Annotated in this window: 16 protein-coding genes; 4 read left to right on the forward strand and 12 right to left on the reverse strand. The window is 42.0% G+C overall.

Annotated elements, in window-relative coordinates:
- Nucleotides 1–8: 8 nt before the first annotated feature.
- Complete coding sequence (locus VB775_RS17570) at nucleotides 9–4,439, forward strand: tetratricopeptide repeat protein (protein ID WP_281005988.1); 4,431 nt, start codon at nucleotides 9–11, stop codon at nucleotides 4,437–4,439.
- Between the two features lie 52 nt (nucleotides 4,440–4,491).
- Here VB775_RS17570 and VB775_RS17575 read toward each other — a convergent pair whose 3' ends face one another.
- The 10 genes from VB775_RS17575 to VB775_RS17620 all read right to left on the reverse strand — a co-directional run bounded on the left by VB775_RS17575 (nucleotide 4,492) and on the right by VB775_RS17620 (nucleotide 14,741).
- Complete coding sequence (locus VB775_RS17575) at nucleotides 4,492–5,475, reverse strand: FkbM family methyltransferase (RefSeq protein WP_281005987.1); 984 nt, start codon at nucleotides 5,473–5,475, stop codon at nucleotides 4,492–4,494.
- A gap of 40 nt (nucleotides 5,476–5,515) precedes the next feature.
- Nucleotides 5,516–7,075, reverse strand: a complete 1,560-nt coding sequence (locus tag VB775_RS17580) for an FkbM family methyltransferase (protein WP_323216894.1) — start codon at nucleotides 7,073–7,075, stop codon at nucleotides 5,516–5,518.
- 224 nt (nucleotides 7,076–7,299) lie between these two features.
- Nucleotides 7,300–8,004 (reverse strand): Uma2 family endonuclease, encoded by a 705-nt coding sequence (locus tag VB775_RS17585; protein WP_281005985.1) that lies wholly within the window; start codon nucleotides 8,002–8,004, stop codon nucleotides 7,300–7,302.
- 72 nt (nucleotides 8,005–8,076) lie between these two features.
- A complete protein-coding gene (locus tag VB775_RS17590) occupies nucleotides 8,077–8,958 on the reverse strand; it encodes a DUF2887 domain-containing protein (protein WP_281005984.1) in 882 nt (293 codons plus the stop codon).
- 81 nt (nucleotides 8,959–9,039) lie between these two features.
- Nucleotides 9,040–10,362, reverse strand: coding sequence for a methyltransferase domain-containing protein (locus tag VB775_RS17595; protein WP_281005983.1), 1,323 nt, complete (start codon nucleotides 10,360–10,362; stop codon nucleotides 9,040–9,042).
- A 212-nt stretch (nucleotides 10,363–10,574) separates the two neighbouring features.
- A complete protein-coding gene (locus VB775_RS17600) occupies nucleotides 10,575–11,576 on the reverse strand; it encodes a heme o synthase (RefSeq protein ID WP_281005982.1) in 1,002 nt (333 codons plus the stop codon).
- Between the two features lie 37 nt (nucleotides 11,577–11,613).
- A complete protein-coding gene (locus VB775_RS17605) occupies nucleotides 11,614–12,630 on the reverse strand; it encodes a COX15/CtaA family protein (protein ID WP_281005981.1) in 1,017 nt (338 codons plus the stop codon).
- 347 nt (nucleotides 12,631–12,977) lie between these two features.
- Nucleotides 12,978–13,601 carry a Spy/CpxP family protein refolding chaperone gene (locus VB775_RS17610; RefSeq protein WP_281005980.1) on the reverse strand — a complete coding sequence of 208 codons (624 nt, stop codon included), beginning with the start codon at nucleotides 13,599–13,601 and terminating at the stop codon, nucleotides 12,978–12,980.
- A 58-nt stretch (nucleotides 13,602–13,659) separates the two neighbouring features.
- Nucleotides 13,660–14,133 carry a hypothetical protein gene (locus tag VB775_RS17615; RefSeq protein ID WP_281005979.1) on the reverse strand — a complete coding sequence of 158 codons (474 nt, stop codon included), beginning with the start codon at nucleotides 14,131–14,133 and terminating at the stop codon, nucleotides 13,660–13,662.
- A complete protein-coding gene (locus VB775_RS17620; protein ID WP_281005978.1) occupies nucleotides 14,130–14,741 on the reverse strand; it encodes a sigma-70 family RNA polymerase sigma factor in 612 nt (203 codons plus the stop codon). Before VB775_RS17620 ends, VB775_RS17615 begins: the two co-directional genes overlap by 4 nt.
- Before the next feature lie 214 nt (nucleotides 14,742–14,955).
- Between VB775_RS17620 and VB775_RS17625 the strand changes: the two genes are divergently transcribed.
- Nucleotides 14,956–15,456, forward strand: a complete 501-nt coding sequence (locus VB775_RS17625) for a DUF2993 domain-containing protein (protein WP_281005977.1) — start codon at nucleotides 14,956–14,958, stop codon at nucleotides 15,454–15,456.
- A gap of 129 nt (nucleotides 15,457–15,585) precedes the next feature.
- Complete coding sequence (locus tag VB775_RS17630) at nucleotides 15,586–16,107, forward strand: thermonuclease family protein (RefSeq protein ID WP_281005976.1); 522 nt, start codon at nucleotides 15,586–15,588, stop codon at nucleotides 16,105–16,107.
- 31 nt (nucleotides 16,108–16,138) lie between these two features.
- Here VB775_RS17630 and rpsU read toward each other — a convergent pair whose 3' ends face one another.
- Entirely contained in the window at nucleotides 16,139–16,330 is a 192-nt protein-coding gene (gene rpsU / locus VB775_RS17635) for a 30S ribosomal protein S21 (protein WP_094532977.1), read from the reverse strand.
- A gap of 232 nt (nucleotides 16,331–16,562) precedes the next feature.
- Entirely contained in the window at nucleotides 16,563–19,310 is a 2,748-nt protein-coding gene (locus VB775_RS17640) for a bifunctional acetate--CoA ligase family protein/GNAT family N-acetyltransferase (protein ID WP_281005975.1), read from the reverse strand.
- A 724-nt stretch (nucleotides 19,311–20,034) separates the two neighbouring features.
- Between VB775_RS17640 and VB775_RS17645 the strand changes: the two genes are divergently transcribed.
- Complete coding sequence (locus tag VB775_RS17645) at nucleotides 20,035–22,524, forward strand: tetratricopeptide repeat protein (RefSeq protein ID WP_281005974.1); 2,490 nt, start codon at nucleotides 20,035–20,037, stop codon at nucleotides 22,522–22,524.
- Nucleotides 22,525–22,865 lie beyond the last annotated feature (341 nt).

Below are 22,865 nucleotides of genomic sequence, written 5' to 3' on the forward strand. Positions count from 1 at the left end.
ATCAAATCATGAACTTTAAATTAAATAAACAACTGCAAGACTTAGCATATTCACACTTTGAAAAACAAGAATATGAGGATGCACAAATAATTTTTCAGGAAATTATTAATTCTGGTAATGGTAGTAGTTCCGATTATTGTTATTTAGGTTTATGTTTGTTTTTGTTAGGAGAAATTGCAGAAGCAGAAATAAATTGGCTTAAAGCATTAGGCAAAAGTGATATTGATAGTCTTGAGAGTGACGATGAACAATTTATCAACTTTTTAGATGCAGAAGCCGAAAAACAAAAAGACCTGAAAAGATACGATCTTGCTATTCCAATTCGTAATATTTTGCGTGATCTCAATCCCCATAATTTTTACAACTTAATTTCCATTGTCAATCTATTCATTAAAAAAGAAGCATATGTTTCTAGTTGTCTAATTGATTTGGATGTTGTTAATCTTTTAGAAGCTGGAGAATTTACGGCTCTTGATGAAGGCTTTTTTATAGATTTTCTTGAAAGAATATTGATTTTTACAGACTGTGATGAAACTACCTTAAATTTTATAGAAAAGCTTTGTAATTATCATAGTCAATATCTGAAAATAATTACAGAAAAGCTACCTATAATTAGTATTTATCTAAACAATCAAGACAAAAAAGATCAGGCTGTGCGGATTCTTGAAATGGGTTTAAGACTCGAACCAAATAACAGATCTTTTTTAAGAAACCTGATCGATTTTTGTTTAACTACAGATAACCCCAAAGCAATCCAAATTGCAAAAAGACTGTATGAAGCATCTCAAGATAGTCATGTGATACATAGGGTTATTGCTTGTGAATCTATGACTAGAACTCTGATTGTTAACTGTTTGTATTGGCAAGAATCAAAGCAGTTCTATCAGGAATACATAGAGAATTTAAAGGAACTTGTAAATTGTGATTATTCAGATTTAATCAAATATGAAGAAGTCAGCTATTTAATTACTACAGGATTTTATTATCCTTACTTCAGCGATCAGCCGCGTGCAAGACATCTTTTGATGAGAGAAGTTCGCCAAATAGCGAATCAGAAAATTCATCAGGATTATCAAGACAAAAGCCTAGAATACACAAAAAGATTGACTTTGAGAAAAAGCTTAGGTCAACTTGATCGTCCTCTCAGAATTGGATATCTCTCTAGCTGCATGAGAAGACATTCAGTTGGATATCTAGCAAGATGGCTGGTGCAAAATCATAATCATGATGATTATGAAATCTATGGATATATGGGAGATGCGAAGGAAGATCCTCTCAGGAAATGGTACATAAGTCAATTTCATAAATCCTACACAGACCCAATACCTAATCACCCATCTTTTGCCTCTCAAATCCAAAAAGATGGGATTGATATTTTGATAGATTTGGATAGCGTCACCTATGGATGTGCTGCAATTATCTCTGTACTTAAGCCTGCACCTATTCAGGCGACATGGCTGGGGTGGGATTCATTGAGCCAAGACTCTATCGATTATTTTATTGCCGATCCCTATGTTTTGCCTGAGGATGCGGACGAATATTATCCAGAAAAAATTTGGCGATTACCCCAGACCTATATTGCTGTTGATGGGTTTGAGTCGGCTACTCCCACGGTGCGTCGAGATACATTGGATATTCCCGATGATGCAGTCATCTATTTCAGCGCTCAAGCTAGTATGAAGCGCCATCCCGATACAATTCGGTTGCAAATGCAAGTGATTAAGTCAGTTCCTAAGGCTTATTTAGTGCTTAAGAGCTATGGTGATCAGGATTCTCTTAAGGAATTCTTTTATAAGATCGCAGAATCAGAGGGAGTGCCCAAAGATCGTTTACGCTTTCTGCCAATTACGAATAGCGAAGCTGAACATAGAGCTAACTTAATCATTGCCGATGTAATTCTCGATACCTATCCCTACAATGGCGCAACCCATACCCTCGAAACACTGTGGATGGGTATACCCATGGTGACAAGAGTTGGAGAGCAATTTTCGGCGCGAAATAGCTATACGATGATGATCAATGCGGGAATTAATGAAGGTATCGCATGGACTGATGCGGAATATGTGGAATGGGGAATTAGGCTGGGAACTGACCATGATTTGCGTAATCAAGTAATTCTCAAATTGCGGCAAGGTAGGCAAACCGCCCCGCTTTGGAACTCACGCCAATTTACCCGTGATATGGAAGCTGCTTATGAGCAGATGTGGCAAATTTGGCTAGATACTGAAGAGCCTGAAATTGAGATTGATCCTGTTGCCGATCGTGAGTTGTTCATTGCTGAAGCAGAGTTACGGAACCAAGACGCAATTCGTTTCGCGCAAAAGGGTAAACTGGACTCTGCGATCGCCTGTTGGCAAGCAGCTATTTCCTTACATCCTGAATACATTGATGCCTATTACAACATGGGTATCGCTCAAGTGGAAGCGGGAAATCTCGAAGATGCGATCGCTTCTTTCCAAACCACGATTGAACTAGATCCTAGCCATGCCAATGCTCTATATAATTTGGGCTTAGCGTTCTCTAGGGAAAACAAACTAGATGAGGCGATCGCCGCCTATGATCGAGCTTTTGAGCTTAATTCTGAAGACATTGACATTCCCTTAGCTTTGGGAAGTGCTTTCTTTAAACAAGGCGAATGGGAATGGGCTATTAATGCCTATCAATCTGCTCTAGAAATTAATCCTGAATCTGCAATTGCTTTAGGTGGATTAGGTGCGGCATTGACAGAATTTGGAGAAATTGAAGAAGCAATCAATTGTTTGCAATCTGCAATAGCTATTGACCCTAATGATGCTCAAGTTTATTGCAACTTAGGTCATGCCTTTGCAAGAGTAAATCAAACTGAAGATTCTACCTTCTGTTACCAAAAAGCTTTGCAGTTAAATCCTGCTTCTGGTCATGCTTATTGGAACTTCAATAATGACATTCTTACTAATGCCGATAGTAATCTGTATTTTGATTTTGTCCTCAAAAGACAAATAGCTGATCAATTTTTAGAAACTTGTTATAAAACCGACAAAATTCGTTCTCTCGTCAATTTCTGTAGTAACTATGCCCATTCAGGTCTAGGAGATATAGCTAAGCTAAAACTTACGGATCTAGAAAGTACAGTTTTGGAGAGTAATCATCTGTCGGATATCGAGATCCAAGTTCTCTATACCAGCTTTCTATTTATTCTTTCTAGCATTAGAGATGAGCGTCAACTCAACTTCAATATCTATAGACTAGTTGGCAATTTATATCGAGATAGAATTATTCAGCCTAAAATAACCTCGGGGAGTTATGATCCTCTGTCTAGAGAAGTTAAACAATCTCTAAAAATCGGATTTATTTCTCCACACTTTGCCCGTCATCCTGTCGGTTGGTGCAGTCTTGATGTTATTTGTGAGCTATCAAAAATTACGCCGCATATTTATCTATATGCAACAAGTAATATCAAACCCGATGAGAAAACTAGAGAATTTGAACACATTGCCGAAAAATACTATTGGTATGACAGTCCTGAATTAAAAGGTAAAGTTAATAGCTTTGATAGTCGTTTACGTCAATTGATTTTTGATATAGAACAAGATCAACTAGATGTAATTATTGATCTAGATTCGGCTACGATTCCTATCAATACTCATATTCTATGTCACGACTTAGCGCCTGTCTGTATATCTTGGCTAGGATTTGATGCTCCTTTTGTGTCATCAGAAAACTATTGGCTTGGAGATCGCTTTACTCATCCCGAAGGTGTTGATGAATATTATTTAGAAAAGATATTGCGTTTGCCCGATGCTCACATGGCAGTATCAGGATTTGAGTCTATAGAAATTGATCGAGACAGTGAAAGAGAGAAACTTGGCATAGCGTCCGAGCAAGTTGCCTATCTCTATGCGGCTCCAGCACGTAAATTTAATCGAGATAGTGCTAGAGCCGGCATTAGCATTTTGCGGCAAGTCCCTAATTCGATATTGTTGCATAAAGGTAATGGCGATCACGAAGTGCTTAGGAATATCTATAACGAAATCTGTGATGAGATTGGTGTAAATGGCGAACGAGTTATCTTCTTGCCCAGCTATAAGACTGAAGAAGAACATCGTGGTATTTATGCGATCGCGGATGTTTTCCTAGATTCCTACCCCTACAATGGAGGCAGTCATAATCTCGAAGTCCTATGGTTCAATTTGCCAGTAGTGACACTGGTGGGCGAACAATCCTTTGCTAGGATGGGTTATTCGTTCTTGCAAGCATTAGGTATTGATGCAGGTATTGCCCTAAATTGGGAAGAATATATCGCATGGGCTGTTAGGTATGGTTTAGAGCCAGAGTTCAGAAATTCGATTAAGCAAAAACTGATTGACTCTAAAAATCCTACTAATCTTGCACCGTTGTGGAATCCTCAAAAACTGGCTATGGATATGTATGTTATTTTGCAAACCTTACTGAACAAATGAGAAGAAAGATTCAGAGAAGCTTTCTTGAATCTTTCTTTGATATCAAATGGAACTAGAAACCAAAATCTTTTGTGGTAAATTGTCTAATACTTTGTACAATTGGCAGTGAAGATAGTCCACGATCTACTAAATCAGGAAAGTTTGTAAGACATTCAATAATGCTATCGGCACAATTATAATTAGTATTAGTTCCGTATTGTAAGGTTAGGTACTCCAAAACTTCGAGACTATAGTCTGGGAAGCCTAGAATATCAGCAATACAGGCTAGCTTGAGTAAGTTGTCAGGTGATTTGTACTGTTCGCTGATATCATCACTAATTAGATCACGCAAATAATATGCTTCTCCCCAAAGTAATTGCCCCCCCCTTGCTTCTGAGCAAATTGGAGATCGAGCTCTATGACGATAAGACTGACGTACATCAAACAAAGTAAAATTATTTTTTCTTGCAAAACTATCAACATCAGCGAACAATGGCTGTCCAACATATAGGTGTGAAAATTCAACTTCGATTTGTATCCCTAACACACTGCGATTAAGAATGTTAGTGGCTCCCCTTAAAACATCAAGATCGGCTCCTTGTACATCAATTTGCAAGTAATCAATTTCATTTATATCCTCTTCTTGACAGAATTGATCTAAAGTAATTGTATCAATTTCAAAGCTAAAGTCTAAACCAACTATCTCTGTAAGCCCTGCAATACGAGCCAAGTAAGGCTCATTAGGTGGATAAAGAGAGCTACACATAGGAGCTTTAGTAACATAAAGAGTCCTCTCTTCAGCAGCCTTACCTAATGCAATCGGGAAATGTTTCTCAGTCCACTCAATTTGTCTTTTTTCAAGATCAGCATTTGCCACATCACAAGCATCGGCATCAGCATCAAATCCATAGATGCTCATATTAGGCGAAAACAACTCCCAGCCTCGAGTTGAATAATCATCATCTTGATCCATTTTACGAGAGCCAACAATGCCAACTGTTACATGAATACGCTCTAGTAAACCATTCTTCTTTAAAATTGGCATAAGTAATGGCATATTTGACTCTCACAAAACTAATTAATGGAACTCTTCATTTTTACTGAGGAACAGCAATAATATTTAAACTACCCTGAAAATCATGACCAATTTCAATTGGTACTAAATTCTTCAAGTATGGCTGATAGCGAAATAATTTATAGTTATGCTCTCTAAGATAATCCGCTACGGGTAAGTTACTTCCCTGAGCGCCAGCAATATTTTCATACAAAATAATTGGAGAGAATTCTTGTAACAGGCGATCGCTACCCTTCAAGACCTGTAACTCATGACCTTCTGCATCAATTTTGAGAAAATCAACCCGCTTCACATCATATTTGTCTAGCAGACTATCTAATGTAAAGCAATCTACCTCCTCAAAACTGCCTGATACGACACTATCATCGGCAACAACTTCATTTAACTCACTAGCCGCACCCACTGACAATTTGGCTTTGCCAATGCGATCGCTAGCAGCTCCTGCACAAACATTAACCCAGTCAAACTGATTAACTCGACAGGTTTCATTTAAATAATTTACACATGCCGAAAAAGGTTCTATTGCTAAGACTCTACCAGTAGCACCAACTCTCTTAGCTGCACTAAAAGCATACACTCCAGCATTAGCTCCCACATCAATGATTGTCATTCCTCCCTGAATATTGTCTCGCCAAAACTCAATCTCTCGTTCAAACCAATCTCCTTGAGCAATCAAGACGCTAGTGACAATACTCTTAAAGTTCGGCTCAACCGCCATGACCACATCTTCATCAAAACTAACATAGGTCATGGTCTCATCCACTAACAGACTAGTCCATTGCCAGCTTGCGTTTTCACGACCTAACTTTAGTCGCAAGGCATTTGCTTGCTCCATCCAATATTTAGCTTTACCTAGATCGCCAAAGCCACGATAAGCCAAATATAATCCTTGTAAAATTGCTGGGTTTTCGGGCGCAAGCTTGCGTCCATGCTGCAAATAAGCAACTCCCTCAGATTGATTTGCCATTAGATGGGTCACTCCCAACATTAAACAAATAGCAGAACTATCATGAAAAATCTGATTTGCTAATTTTAGAAACCTTGTGCCAAAAGAATTATAGAAAATAAATTGCGATCGCCTAATTACTTCTGCTAAGAACATATTTGCTTGCTGATAGCCACTTTCAGCTTTTAACATTAGTTCAAATTCTTGAGTCCCCCTAGGCAATGCAGGTAAATAAATTAGACTAACATCTGCATTTTGCTCATATTCAGTAGTCTGTGGCATGTTAACCACTGTATGCAATGTCAGGCTATTTGCTCCTGCATCTTCCCCTAAAATGCTTTGAATCAAAATATAATGAGAAGCACAATGCAAGTTTTGATCAAGTGCAAATCCTCTCTCTAACTTTGCCTTAGCTTCCGCAACTATGCTTGTTTTTAACTGTAAATCTTCTTCTTGATCTGCATTAATTAAATCAATTACAGCCAAATTATTCCAATCAAATGAACTAACAGGATCATCCCAATTAGTATTTCCAATCACTTCTTCTAATTCAGACAAAATACTCGCATCAGTATCAGGATAGTTGTCAAATAGATATTCAAGATAGCAATCGCCGAATTGATAATTAGTTTGCATAGTATTAACTTACTAGAAATTTTGAACCTTATCTGTCATCAAGTAACCGATGTTCTCTAGATCAAAAATATTGTTTTGTACCAACGATAATACCCCAGCTATACCTTGCAATGCTATTTTTCAATATCGGCTGAGCAAATAAAAACTAATTAAGCCAACCAGTCCTTGTCTAGAACCTGATCAAAATTAGCTATAGGAGGTTCCTTGTGCTCAACATCAAAACCCTAAATTTGATCTGGATCGATGCCCTGCGATCGCAAATAGGCTTCTAGTTTCTCCCTTTGTTGACGCTCTTGGACAGCCATCTCCGCATCAGTGGCATACCTCACCCCATCACAATCATACCAATAGAGCCACTCGCGCTCCCAGCCAATATACTCCCCATTCTCACAGCCCAAACCTAAGCCAATTTCAGGCAACCATGTCCAATTACCGTCACCATTGACTAGCTTATATTTGCCCTTCACCAGCTTATATATTTCCAACTTTTGTCTAAGTTTATAACGCCCGCGCCTACCGCTAAATGGATTGTAAATCGCATAATACAAGATTCCCAAACTCTCATAATCCGCAAGCTTATCTTCATATTCACTGTTATAGCGCTCAGAGATAACTTCTAGAGCCAATATTGGCGTTACTTTCTCAGCCCAGATTACATAGCTTAACCGACCTCTCGTCCCATTGTTGCGTTGCACCCCAATCGCCAAAAAACCATCAGGAACGATCGCCTCTTCATCGAGACTATAGTAAACAGCCATATCCACCCCAAAATACCAATCGTTGCGTTCAGCCCAAATCGCTGCAAGGAGACTAAGCAATAGATTAGGGATATCATTTTGGAGTTGATTGTCCACAGGAGTCTCGTCAGAGCATGGCAGTTGTTCGGCAGTGGGCAAAATCTGGTCTTGGGAATATGAAAGGTTAACCATGTCTTTGACCTGCTAACTTAGTTTGCGTGATCCTAGCAAAATTTGCGATCGCACTTCTTCTGGCTTTGCAATCTACGCAACATTCTCTCGCAACCAAATTTCCAGATCTTCCATTCCCTTAAAATCTAGCAAAGCCTCAGCAAGACTTTCGATATTGGTTATTGGTAGTGCTTTTATTTGTGCTTGTTGGGCGATCGATAGTTGCCCACAACGACGGTTAAGAATGCGTAACACTATTTCAATTTCACCCTCTTGGCGACCAATCTGTTTCCCAATCTGTTGACCCTCTTGGCGACCGTCCTGTCGCCCAATTTGGAAAACTTCTTGATAAAAGCGTGTTTGAGTTATATCGGCTTCTTTAAGATTTAACATTAGTCTGACCTCCTCAATACTCAACTGTGGAAATTTATTTATCAGTATAGCCTCTACCAAGTCTAGCCGCCTCCGAAACTCTGCTGGAGTATTGCTATTTCTCAGTATCTTCTGAGCCGATGCACTCATCTCTTGTTCTGGAATAACCAAAAGCCTTAGCAAAGATAAATTTGGGCTTAAATTTACCTCATCAATCAAATCTTCTAGGTAAAGTCGATGCACCCAAGTATCTAGCAAGACCTGATAAGCTGACTCAGCCCCTAAATTCTGGTTGCGTCGGCGTAAAATCACCAATCCGCGCCAAGATCTGGCAACCTTATACTGTCTCAAATAAAGAAATATGCCTGCAAAAAAACGACCATAAAAGTCATCGTCGCTTTGCATTTGCGCTTCCAAAAATACCAATGGCAAATTCAAGTCGCCAGAAATCGGCGTGAGTAGTCCATCTAGCCTGAGTTCTGTCTCTTTGACCACTGGCGCACTGTAGTCAAACTCACAGTTAGCAGGAATATCTGGTACTAGTTCTGAAATCAGATCAGGTTGTGATAGAAAAATGCGATAGAAGAGTTTGTCGGTTTTCATTCTGTCAGAATAATTGGAGCAGATTTCTATAAGAGGCGATCACAAGCACTTAGCAATAGTTGAATACAATTTTCGGCAAAGCTATTTGTCTATCATCAAGTAGCCGAGGCTCTCTAAATCGCGAATAGTGCTTTGTATTAGTGGAAATACTTCAGCTACATTTTGCGATCGCAAAGTGATCGGATTGACGGGTCTGATATTTGCATAATATTCGCTCAAAGTGGCAATAGTTTGCGGAGAATTGAGCAAAGGCAATAGACAAGCCGCCATAGAGCTATCGACGGTTACAACTGGCTTGACCAAAGACAAATGCTGGCTCAAATTAACTGTGCGACATTGCATCACACAGCTTTGTAAATCTGCGCTAAATCGTTGAGTCTGTAACTGTGGATGGAGATATACCCTTGCGGAATACCAGTCATCTTCATTCCAATCTTCAAAGGATGTCATCTGAGGTGATTGGCTGAAATGACCACACCAAAAATCTAATAGACGATGGACTGGATTAATTAGCTCATACATCCGTAACTGATCTTCAATACTTGCATCTGGCAAACTCATTTCCCAAACTAGGGGCAAGTTATCCGACTCTTTAAAAAGCTCTCTGAGATTCCAGTCTCGCCAGTTAACCATACTCACAAACTCTAGCTCAGACTTTCTTAGTGCTGAGAACAGATCCGCGATCGCAAATCCCTTATCTCCTTGCAATAACTGATTCGTTAAGATCTTCTCTTTGCCAGCTTCCCCCAAAAAACTAGCATCCCAAGTCTGTACTTTGAGATTGACGTTATCTTTCAGAGCTTGCATCGTCTCAATTACTGTCTCTATTTCAAGATCTCCAATTTCCCCATCCATCACCCCCATTAACGTAAACATTTGCTGCGCTCGGTAGAAGCTCAGTCTCTGTAAAGCACTATGTAAATTTGCGCGAATAATGCCATCAGGTTTTAGAACAGATTTCATTGCTGCTAGGGCGATCGCAGGATCAGGCATCAGATACAAAGTCTCATCGCAGTTGATGTAGTCAAACTGATAACCCAGATCACTCAGATCCTCAATTGATAAGCAATGAAATTCAGCATTATCAAAGCCATGATATTTCAGCCTCTGTTCGGCTAGTTTCACTGACTCTGACGATATATCCACACCAATAATTTTTGCATTGGGATTAGCTTCAGCCAAAATCAAAGACTTATATCCAGAGCCGCATCCCGCATCTAAGATCAATCTATCTGTTGTGTCAATAACTTGGCGATCGCGCCGATAAAAAGCAGTAACTAAATTATGGATGTATAGCTGATAAGCGTTATCCTTGGGTGATTGTTCTAAAGGTATACGCGGATAGGGGCTACTATCAAACTGTTGCCGAATTTTTTCTAGTATTTGCGATTGATCAGGATTCACTCAAATTCTGCCTAAATTGAAGTTTGTCTATTGTAGACCTAATCAAATTTTAAAAACTATCACCTGACCGACAATTTAACAAGAAGTACAAAGGTTTATTTCCCCGCCGAAGGCGGGGAAATAAACCTTTGTACTTAGCTTGGTTGAAATGTGCTGCTTTGACTTCTCATGGTTCATCTATAAAGAGAAGAGGCACGGAGTGCCTCTTCTCTTTATAGGTTTATTGTTGCGATTGTAGTTTGTAATAAAGCGATCGCTTGGGCTCCCGAAATATGAGCAATTGGCAAACTATCAACCCCCATCGCCACACAAAGTAAACCCAGATAGAGAATCGAATATTTGAAAACAGAACGGGCGACAGTGCGATCGCTCGGTTCTTTTAACAACTGAGTTGCCTTGTAAATAAATGCACCGCCTAGTCCAACGGCTGACACTGCATAGACTATTCCCATGACATTGCAAGGATAAACCAGTAATAACGATACAGGGATTATTAATAGGGTATAGAGCAAGATCTGATTGGCTGTCACCTCTGCACCCTTGACGACAGGTAACATCGGCACACCCACTTTGGCGTACTCATCGCGAATCATTAGTGCTAAAGCCCAAAAGTGAGGAGGAGTCCACACAAAAATAATTGCAAATAAAACCCATGCTGCCCAGCTTAGTTCACCAGTGACCGCTGCCCAACCAACCAAAGGCGGGATCGCTCCTGCTGCACCACCAATGACGATATTTTGAGTACTAGAACGTTTCAGCCAAATCGTATAAACTCCAACATAGGTGGCGATCCCCGACATGGCTAGACAGGCGGCGAGGAGATTGGCATAAACGGTCAGCAAAGTGAAGGAAATTATCGCTAAGGCGATCGCAAAAATTAGTGCATGAAGAGGCTGAATTCGCCCCGATGGAAGTGGTCGCCAACTGGTGCGCTCCATTTTGGCATCGATATCGCGATCGTATAAACAGTTAATAGCATTCGCCGATGCGGCGGCGATCGCCCCTCCTAAAACCGTAATGAACATCAAAAAAGCATCTACCTGTCCTTCAGAAGCTATCCACATTGCTCCTGCGGTAGTGATTAATAGCAGGACAATAATGCGTGGCTTAGTTAATTCTGTATAATCCTGAATCACATTGCGCCAGTTACGAGTTGCTTGCGTTGTCTGATTCGCTTCAACAAATATACTTTCTGGGATCGCTGTTTCTTGCATTACGCTTAACTCCTAAAATATTTCGCAGTTATTACAGTTAGCGAATCGCAGGTTGCACTTGATTCTGTTCTTGAGTTGTAGATTGCTCTTGTCTGGTGGCTCTAAATGCTAACACAGCAAAGCAAACGAGGGTTCCTAGCAGTGCTGAACCTGTAGCTTGATGAGCAATGGTGAGTGGTTCGACCTGTAGATGTAGTTTATAAGTGGCATAGCCGATCGCTACTTGAGCAATTACTAATAAACCAGCGATCGTTGCCACAAGTCTTAATACAGATGCAATCGCTTTTGATAGCCAGACAGTCACCACTAAAGCGACACTAGCAAGGGTAGCGGGGATCACGCCAAGCAAGTGTGCATTCAAAACAATACACATATCCTGTGTGGCAAAGCATTGATGTAATGCCCATTGAGAAGCGACTAATGCACCGAGAATACTTTGCAAATAAACTAAAATTGCTGCCGATAAGCCAAGCCAAGCAAGTTTAGTTGGCGAACGAAACCCATCAACAAAACTTGCTTGCTCAGTTAAAGCTGTAGCGATCGCTAGCAAGCTAGAGAAAAATAATAATCCAGTGCCTAAATGAGCAGTGACAATATCAAATCGTAGTAACTGTGTTACCGTCAGCCCACCCAAAATCCCCTGAAAAATTACTAAAGATAATGATCCTGAAGTCGCCCAAGGCAACCATGTTGGCAAAGATTTACGGAAATACCAGCTTGCCCCAAATAAAACAATTGTGGCAAAACCCACAGAGGAAGCAACAAGGCGATGAAACCATTCTAAAAATACTTGGAGGTTCATCTGCTCAGCAGGTAATACCGATCCATAGCATAGTGGCCAGTCGGGACAAGCCAAGCCTGCATTCATCACACGAGTAGCACTACCGATCGCCATCACCATCCAAGTGGCGATCGCTATCCCAAAGGCGATGCGACGAATTAAAACAATTGGCTCTATCAATCGGTTTGTGACTTCAGACTTACTATTGGTAGAGTTTTCAGCCATTGGCAGTGATTGGGTTTCTGGTTTGTAAGAAGATAAAGAGTCAGTCATGCAAGTTTATGAGGTTCAGGCTTTCTTTGTGAATCTTTATAAAACTCAACAGAAGTATTTAGTAAGAGTTAGAAATCATCTTAAGAGCAGTTCTAGATTTGGTAAGGGGATTTAACAATTTCTTCGCGTTAGGTATTTACACTGACATCCAAAAAGCATAGCTTTGCAATACTTTTTGGATGTCAGTGTTATGGAGTTATGCCCAAACCTGTGGCGCACGCTGCGCGTGCGCCACAGGTTTTGGGGCTTTATAGCAGCCACCTGTATCAGGACAAATCAAAACCCAGATAGTGTGAGGCGGCGCTTCGCGCCGCCTCACACTATCTGGGTTTTATTTCCTAACGTTACTATAGGGTTGAGCGATCGCCCATATCATCGATCCGTTTCTGTAGACGGTTTTTGATTCGATCCCTAACACCTTCTTTCATACGGGCTGGGCGATTTTTTTGTAAGATGTCATGGAGTTGCGATCGCTGCTGTGGGGTCAAGATTTCACGCATAGCTAACATCCGCTCAAAATGTTGCTTTTGTAATTCTTGTTGAAGATTTAATACTTGATCATGTTTGGTACGAATCGTATCGCTGCTGGCTGAACCAGCCAGTAAATCTCGTAACTCTTTATTAGCCTGACGTGATTGCTGTGCAAGCTCACGGATACGAACAAGATCGCGCTCACGAATGGTTTTAAGTTTTTGTAACTGCTCAGTCGATAAATTTAATTGCTTTAGCATCCTACCTGAAGGCATATTCACATTTTCATTACGATCTGGACGATTTGGGGCTTGGGCTAAGATATCGGGTTCTAGTTCCGATTTATTTTCAGCACTAGGTTGAGGATTTATCTGTGACTGAGTTTGAGATTGCGCGGGAGCATGTGACTTTAAATTAGCGTTACTAGCCCAAATAGCACCACTAGTAGCAATTACAGCTACAGCGATCGCACTATATTGAAAGACTTTTGACTTAAACATAATATTTCTCGATATTTACTTGATATTCAATAGACAAGCTAAGAATTTAAGGTGAGATTTATTCATACTCAAGGGGAGACAACTCCATCAAAAGCTGTGTGTCCGATGTGGTTGTTGCTGTATTTGCAGCTTGTAAAACAGTGATATCAGTAGCACTCCAACTATTGATCAATGACTGCTCGATCGCCAATTGATCATCCTCACTAATCAGTTTGCCTTGGCTGATATTGGGGATATTGGCAACTTGATACTGTGAGCGATTAGTTATCCAGTTAAATGTTATCCCTGTGGCGATCGCGACGGGAATTAACAAAGTCCAAGGTAACCAACGGCGTAGATGGGCTTTAGAGGATGTTGCCGATGGCTGTGGATATTTACGGATTTCGGCAAATAGCTGCTGCTCAAAATTTGGTGCGGGTGGTGGGGTGATCGGCTTGTTTTGCTTGAGAAAAGACACTAAGGAGTCATGCGAACTATCGCTAGAATCTTCTCCAAAATTTTCTGGAAATCCTTGAGAATATTTATTTTTCATAACTCGACTCCTTGCGCTTCTAAAAACTTTTTGATGGCACTACGGGCATGAAACAATCGCGATTTCACTGTGCCAACAGGAATAGATAAAATTTCGGCGATATCTTTTTGGGGTAACTCCTCAAGATCATGCAGAACGAGGACAGCGCGATGATCTTCGCTTAGCTTGGCTAAACCACGTTGCATCAGGTCTTGATAATGCATTTGGGTTAGGCTCGGTTGTCCATCACTTTCACGGGCGATCGCATCATCAGCGAGATTTTCCAGTTGGTCATCTTCGACAGAGATATTACGCGATCGCATTTTGGCTAGAGCTTTGCGGCGATCGCTTGCCACGTTGAAAGCAATACGATAGAGCCATGTCGAAAACTGTGCGGACTGTCGAAATTTGGCTAGTCCTTTCCATGCTCGCAAAAACACATCTTGCACCAAATCATCAAGCCCATCGGAACCACATAGCTGATAGAGCGTTGAGCGCACCTTGTGATGATGACGTTGATACAGTTTTTTAAAACCATGGGGATCACCCTGCAAGCAAGCTTGCACAATCACGAGATCGGGATCATGATGAGGTGATTCTCTGATGTCTATATTTACCGCTCTGAACATCTATGGCGAACATCCATATGAGCATCTATACTTATTTAGGCAATATTGGCAGATTTACATCGCTTTGCGCTCAAACCCGAACCTAGAATTTTTGTAAAAGTGTTGCGAAGCAACACTTTTACAAAAATTCTAATGGTTCGTTTGAACGGAAATTGCTGTAACTTATTTCTAAGCTATTAGTTTTGACTGCCAAAACCTTAAATAGGTTCAACTCATGTCTGTGGTTAGTTCTGTATTAATTCCTATTATTAAACTATGGTTGCGATCGCAGGTCGAGCATATCGAAACTGTCGAAATTGCGATCGCTGGCAAAAGTCGTCAGATCTTAAGTGGTGATATTCCTAAAGCCACAGTCATTGGTGTGGGGGCAAAATATCAAGGCTTAGCGATTACTAATATCGATTTGTGCGCTGAAGCTATTCACCTAAATATTTCTCAAATCCTGAAAGGCGAAGCATTACGATTACTTGATCCAATTCGCGTGACGATGGATGTCGAGCTTTCAGCCGCAGATTTGCAAAGTTGTCTCAATTCTCCTATTTTCTTAGAGGCGATCGCTTCTGACACTGCCCCTATAGTCAATACAGATGAAGAGATTCGAGATTTACTAGAAACACTAGTGAATAAACTAGGCGATGAGTTTACTCTCCATGAACTAGCGATTTCTGACGGTGGCGCAAAGTGTCGTGGTGAATTTGCGATCGCCGCTACCTAAAAATGGTTTGAGAGAGTGCGCCCCTTCGGGGCGCACTCTCTCAAACCATTTAGGATGGCTATATCAAAATCATCAAGACGTGCTAAGCGAACCTTTATGATTGATCTAATTACTCCGTCATGCCAATAAATGTCCCTTGTCAATTTTTTTAATAAATTTCAGCAGTTTATCTTAATCGCGCTTATCAACTTGGTTTACTTTGCGATCGCTACTCAACCTGCATGGGCAACAAACTTTGCAGTTAGAGTTTTTGATGGTGACAACATCACTCTGGTAGATCGCGGCATCAAAACTAAAGTACATCTCGCCTGTATTGATGCGCCTGAGTTACTCCAAGCTGAAGGAGAACATGCTCGTAAAGTGCTGCAAAATATCCTTGACGATGAAGAGATTTTTGTTAAAGTTTTTAAAAAAGATAAATTTGGGCGTTACAACGGTGAAGTTTTAGCAGGCGGACAAAATGCTAACCAAGTAATGGTTTCGTTAGGACTTGCCCATTATGATCGCCTTCAAGAAAAAGATTGCCAAGGATATGAAGAGATCGAGGCAAAAGCGCAAAGCGATCGGCTAGGGGTCTGGGCAAATGGCGCTGATGTGATGCTACCTAGTCAATTTCGGCGCGAAAATAAGTTGCTAGGTGTTGGCTATTAATAAAAAAGGAGCGCATTGCACTCCTTTTTTATTAACTATCGCGACGGCGAAAACGACCTCTACGCTTAGCATTTTCAGCTTTACGCTTACGTTTCTCGCCTGCGGTCTCGTGATACTGACAGCGACGAATATCTGCTAGTAAGCCAGCTTTCTGGATTTTTTTCTTAAATCGACGTAGAGCCGATTCAATCCCTTCATTTTCACCAACGATTATTTGAGTCATGCTTATTTTGGTAGCAAAGTATTGTTCTTAATTATGCTGTAATTTGGCGCATTTTAATTTAGGCGACGGGTATCTAGTTTAGCAAATTTAATCCAAATTTGTAAAGTCTATTTTTTAAAGCGCTTTGCGCTCAAACCCAAATCCAAAAAAGTAATGGCGGCGCTTCGCGCCGCCATTACTTTTTTATCCTAAGCACACTTTGCTTTGCTATACGAACTACTAACGGATAACTTTAGGAACTTACAAAAACAGCTTTCAACATCCCTTCCTCTGCGTCTTGATGTAATTGAAAGCCTAGTTTGCGACAGAGGCTTTGCATTTTGTCATTGCTATTGAGGATGTAACCAACGATCGCATCCAGTTTTTCCTCCTTACCAACCTCCAGCAGTTGGCGTAATAACTCAGAACCTAGCCCTTGATGCTGGTAGCGATCGCTAACGATGAGCGCAAATTCTGCTTCGTTTGTGCCATGTAACTTACTGAGCCTTGCTACTCCCAAAATCTCATGCTCTAATGTTTGGGGATTTTTGTAATCAGCAGCTAAAACGATTTCGCGATCGTAATCTATGAAGCAAATCCGAGTGAGTCGCTCATGGGCAATGCGTTGCTTGAGTTTGACCATGTGGGCATAACGCAAATAGACGCTCTCTTCTGAAAGACTTTGATGAAACTGCACCATGAGCGGTTCATCTTCAGGACGGATTGGGCGAATTTTAAGGGGATCTCCTTTCCTTGATTCCCATAGCTGCACATACTTAGTGGGATAGGGGCGAATCGCTGGAACGGGTCGCTTGTCAATATCGGCGTTTGTATGAAGAACCACTCGCGCATCTAGAGCAATCATCCCCTCAGGCGAGACCGTCAGAGGATTAATATCAATTTCCCGAATTTGAGGCTGCTCAACGATCAACTGGCTAAAGTTAACCAATAACTGTTCAAGTTTGGCAAGATCGATCGCCTTTCGTCCTCTGACTCCCTGCAAAGCTTGATAGATGCGCGTTTGTTCCATCATCCGCCGCGCAAGGGTGGTATTTAAGGGCGGTAATCCTAAAGCACGATCTTGAAAGATTTCTACTAATTGTCCACCCATCCCGAAAAGCATCACTGCCCCAAACTGCGGATCGAGACTACTTCCTAAAATCAGTTCGTAGCCTTCCATCTTTACCATGGGCTGCACAGTGACCCCCAAGAAAGCTTGGGGATCAATAGCACGCACTTTAGAAGCGATCGCTATAAAAGCACGAGTAACGGCTGCGGCATCAGAGAGATTTAAACGCACGCCACCCACATCAGTTTTGTGAGTAATAGTTTCCGAATGAAGTTTGAGGACGACGGGATAACCAAAGCGATCGGCAATTTCGACAGCTTCGAGATCACTGGTGGCAATTTCAGTCGGTACGGTGGGAATACCATAGGCGGCAAGTAAATTCTTGGACTCATATTCAGTTAATAGACTGCGATCGCTGCTGATGGCTGGCGCTAAGATTTTTTCGACAAGCAGGCGATCGGGCGCATGTTGCTCCGAATCTACAGGCAAGGAAGGTGTTTCATAGATCCCTCGCAGATTGTAGGTATACTGCCACATATAGTTAAACAATCTAACAGCCGTATCAGGGTAGGAATAGGTGGGAATATTTGCCTGATTGAGGATTTGGGTTGCTGCGGCAATTTCTGCACCACCCATCCAACTGGTGATGACGGGCTTACCTAGTTGACTGTATGCCTTGAGCTTTTCCGCCGTCTGTGTAGGATTAGTCATTGCTTGGGGAGTCAAGATGACTAGTAATCCATCGCTATTGGGATCTTTCGCCACAACTTCTAAGGTCTTGGCATAGCGATCGCTACTGGCATCCCCCAAAATATCAACGGGATTGTGATGGCTCCATTGAGGCGGTAAAAATTGATTAAGTTGCTGTACTGTTTCGGGAGCTAGTTCTGACAATTCGCCGCCGCCACTGATCAGGGCATCGGTGGCGATCGCCCCAGGGCCTCCCGCATTCGTGACAATCGAGAGACGATTTCCTTTGGGTCTCGGTTGTTTAGAGAGAATTTCCGCCATATCAAATAGGTCAGAAATCGTATGCACCCGCAATACTCCACAACGTCGGAATGCTGCATTCAGCACTTCGTCACTGCCTGTCAATGCGCCTGTATGCGAAGCCGCCGCTTTTGCCGCCGCTTCTGTATGACCGACTTTCAGCACAATAATCGGTTTGTCCATAGCAACTTCACGAGCTGCGGAGAGAAAAGCATGGGCATCACCAATTGATTCCATATACAAAACAATGCTGTGGGTATGGGGATCATCGCCCAGATATTCAATCAAATCCCCCCAACCAACATCCAACATCGAGCCAATGGATACGAAGGCACTAAATCCCACATTTTCGCCAAGGCTCCAGTCTAAAATCGAAGTACAGAGCGCTCCACTTTGACTAATAAAAGCGACATTACCTGCACGGGCGATCGTCCCTGCAAAAGTAGCATTTAGCCCTGCGAGAGGATTCATCAGCCCTAAACAATTTGGGCCAATAATTCGCATCCCACCGCGTCTTGCTTCGGCGAGAACTTGTTGTTCTAAAGCTTCTCCTGCTTCACCAATTTCTTTAAACCCTGCTGAAACAATAATTGCACCCTTCACCCCCACTGCTACACATTCCCGAATCACCTGTGGCACTGTTGCCGCAGGTGTGGCAATTACGACTAAATCCACGACTTCAGGGACGCTAGCGATATCAGGATAGGACTTAATGCCCAATACACTATGACGTTGAGGATTAACGGGGAAAACAGTCCCACCAAAAGGACTACGAATTAAGTTCCATAACAATGTTCTGCCGACACTTCCCTCTCTTTCACTTGCGCCAATGACTGCAACAGAGCGAGGATGAAAAATACAATCAAGGGGATGGCGCTGTCCTTTCCAAATGTCATGGGCAGGATCACCTACACATATTTGATTCACTAAAACTTTTTCCATGCCATTATCCTAAGCTTAGATGTCAAGGTGGATTAACCACCAAGGACAAAACAAGAAAGTCTCTTTTCTATCTCTTCAACTATAGCGGCTTTCAAATGAATAAGTACTTGTACAAAACAAAAGGTTAAGATCACCGACTTTTTGTAAATTTGCAAATTGTCTTTGCTTGTCTAGAAAAAGTCGGGGATCGGTCTGGTTAGGGTTGCTTGGGGCAAATTTGACTAGGTGGTACGAGAGGAACTTCTTTAAAAGAGGGAACTAAATCGAATTTTAAACCGATGGAGGAGAAAAGATTCAGTAATGTGTTGGCAATGATTACGAACTTAACAAATCGTTTTAAGAAAGCTCGTCTCGGTGTTTGCGGGAATAACAAGAGGTTGGCAATGATTACAAGCTTAAGAAATCGTTGTAAGAGAGTCATGGGGAAGTTCTCAGTAAAGTTGACCATGCCATCATCGAAAAAATGACCTTAAACCTCCAGACGAGTTAAGACAGATAACCAAATTTTCTTAACTGCCTTTTCTGTCCTCTTTGAAGTGAGTTAAACTAAGAAATCATTTAAGAATTACTTTCTACAGTCAAAAACTCTAAGAGATCCCCCTCAATCCCCCTTAAAAAGGGGGAAGAAGATAATTCTCCCCCCTTTTTAAGGGGGGCTGGGGGGGATCTAGACAATTCTTAAATGGTTTCTAAATCCACACTGTCAGCAAAACTTGGTTGAGCCATGTCAACACAGCGAACTAGAGGAATTGCCGCAACGGTTGCGGGACTGCAAAAACTTCGTGAAGTTAAGGCGGCTGGCAAAGAGGATGGAACTCGTTTGACCTATGAAGGCATTGCCGATCGCATTTCTCAGAACTCTCAAGCTTCAGTCGATCCCAGAACCGTAAGACGATTTTTTAATGGTGAAGGGATTGATCGAGATTACGTCCTAGCGATTTGTGCAGCTTTGGGTTTAGAGGTCACGGAGATTGTTGATCCCAATGAATGGCATCCCGCTAAGTCTCGTCCAACTTCTCAAACTGTTGCGATTGCCGCAACCCTAAATACGACACCCCCGCCTGTGGATGAATGGCAGGGACGACAGGATGAAATCAAGGAACTCCAAACCGCCCTAAGCAATGAGAAAGTCCGCTTAATCGGGATGACCGCCGCAGGAGGCTATGGTAAATCGGCTTTAGCGGTGAAGTTCAAGGAGCAGCTAACCCCTGATTGGCGGGTGTTGTGGGTGAGTTTTATCCAGCCTTATCCCTTGGCGCAGTTTGGGCGATGGTTATTGGAGCAGTTGGGACGAGCTTATGATGAAAAATGGGACGAGGAGACGTTAATTGGGCAGATAGTCGAAGGGTTAATCGCTGAGCCTTGTTTGTTGGTGTTGGACAATATGGAAACGGTGATACCAGCAGAAGGGAAGTCGGTTTATGGTCAATTTTTGAGCCAATGGTTAGGGAATGGGGTTAACAGTAAGTTATTGCTCACTAGTCGGGAACAGCCAATGTTTAGCCCCAATTTGCTGCCGCGTTGTTATTGGTTAGCTCTAAAGGGGTTAGCGGAAGCCGATGCGATGCGTTTGGTGACGGAAGACTATAAATTAACGGGAACGCAGGAGGAATTAGCCCATTTTGTGAACCGAATGGATCGGCATCCTCTCTTGATGCAACTGGTATCGAGTTTGATGCGGGACAAGTTGGGGAAAGGAGTTTGTGTGACAGAGACGGAAAATTTTGGCTTAGATTTGTTTACGGTGGAGGGTTATCACCGTGATACGGAAACCTGTGTCAGAGAGGTGGTAGCGGCGAGTTTGGCGCGATTATCGGCAAGGTTAGGGGATATTTTAAAGCGGTTATCGGTATTGCGAGGGATTTTTGATCTAGGGTTAGCTCAGGGGTTAACTGCCGAGGTAACGGACGCAGAGTTAAGGTATTTAGCCCGTTTGTCGTTGTTGCAGGAGTTTCCCCCCGAACCGCTCAAGAGAAACCCGCGACGGTTTCAGTTTTTGCCTTTAATTTCTATGGTGGTGCAACAGCAATCGGATTCTAAGTTGTTGCGATCGGCGCATCAGGCTGCGTTGGATTATTTTTTGGCACATTTACCTGCGCCACCTTGGGAATCGTTGGAGGATTTGACGGCGTATTTGGAGGGGTTTTACCATGCAGGGGAATTGGGAGAATGGCAGTTAGCTTATGATATTTTGAATGAGGAGCGAGGGGGAGAAGGGAAAAATGAATCGATTGATCTATTTCTAGATTTTCAAGGGTTTTATCGTCAGCAAGCGCAGTTATATGAGCAGGTGATCGCAGGGAGTCAACGCGAACAGGATTGTCATCGCAAATCGTTAAACCGTTTGGGACTTTGTTATAAACACTTGGGGCAGTATGAAAAAGCGATCGCCTATCAACAGCAGTCTCTCGAAATCGAAGTAGAAATCGGCAATCGGCAAGGAGTGGCAAATTCTCTAGGGAATTTAGGCAGTTGTTATTGTTCTTTGGGGCAGTATAAAAAAGCGATCGCCCTCTACCGCCAATGTCACGACATCTGTGAAGAAATCAGCAATCGGCAAGTGGTGGCAATTTCTCTATGTGGTTTAGGCAATTGTTATTATTCCTTGGGGCAGTATGAAAAAGCGATCACCCACTATCAGCAATATCACGACATCAGTGAAGAAATAGGCTTTCGGCAAGGGGTAGCAATTTCTCTAGGAAATTTAGGCAATTGTTATAATTCCTTGGGGCAGTATGAAAAAGCGATCACCTACCACCAGCAACATCACGACAGCAGTGAAGAAATCGGCTATCGGCAAGGAGTGGCAATTTCTCTAGGGAATTTAGGCAATTGTTATAATTCCTTGGGGCAGTATGAAAAAGCGATCACCTATCAACAGCAATATCACGACATCAGTGAAGAAATCGGCGATCAGTTAGGAGTGGCAGATTCTTTACACAATACAGGGGAGGTATTTCTCACACTTGAAAACTACAGCGAAGCAGAAACCAAAATTCAAGAATCCTTAGTTATTTCCCAAGAGATTAACTTTAAACTTTTAATCGCCCATAGTTTCAAAGCTCTTGCAGCGATCGCCCATCAAACCAATCAACCCCAACTCGCCCTCACCCATTGCCAAGCCGCCCTCACCCTCTCCCAAGAACTTGGCATTCCTTTAGTCAAAGACTGCGAAGAACTCCTAGCAAAAATTCAGGAGGACTTAGGAGAATAACATTAGTGTCATGAATTATTCGCGCATCAGACAATCGTTCTGTAGGGGCAAAGCATTGCCACGAAAATCTATAAATTTTTAGATAATTTTGATTTGGCAATGCTTTGCCCAAACCTCGCAACGCAGGGACAAATTATCGATGAAAGCACAAAGGGTTGAGCATTTGCAAATTGAGATTTTGGTGGAGAGTATAAAAATAGTGGCGCAAATGCTCAACCCCTTGTATCTAGGAAGAAAAGTAAAGGATAAAATCTTTACTCAAATCCGAAAAAGCAAAAGCAGAGATAAACTCGTTCAACCCCTAGGGACACCAAGCCCGTAATGTAGATAGAGTCGTCTCT

Origin of the sequence: Pseudanabaena sp. CCNP1317 (assembly GCF_034931345.1) — a bacterium.
Taxonomy (GTDB): Bacteria; Cyanobacteriota; Cyanobacteriia; order Pseudanabaenales; family Pseudanabaenaceae; genus Pseudanabaena; species Pseudanabaena galeata.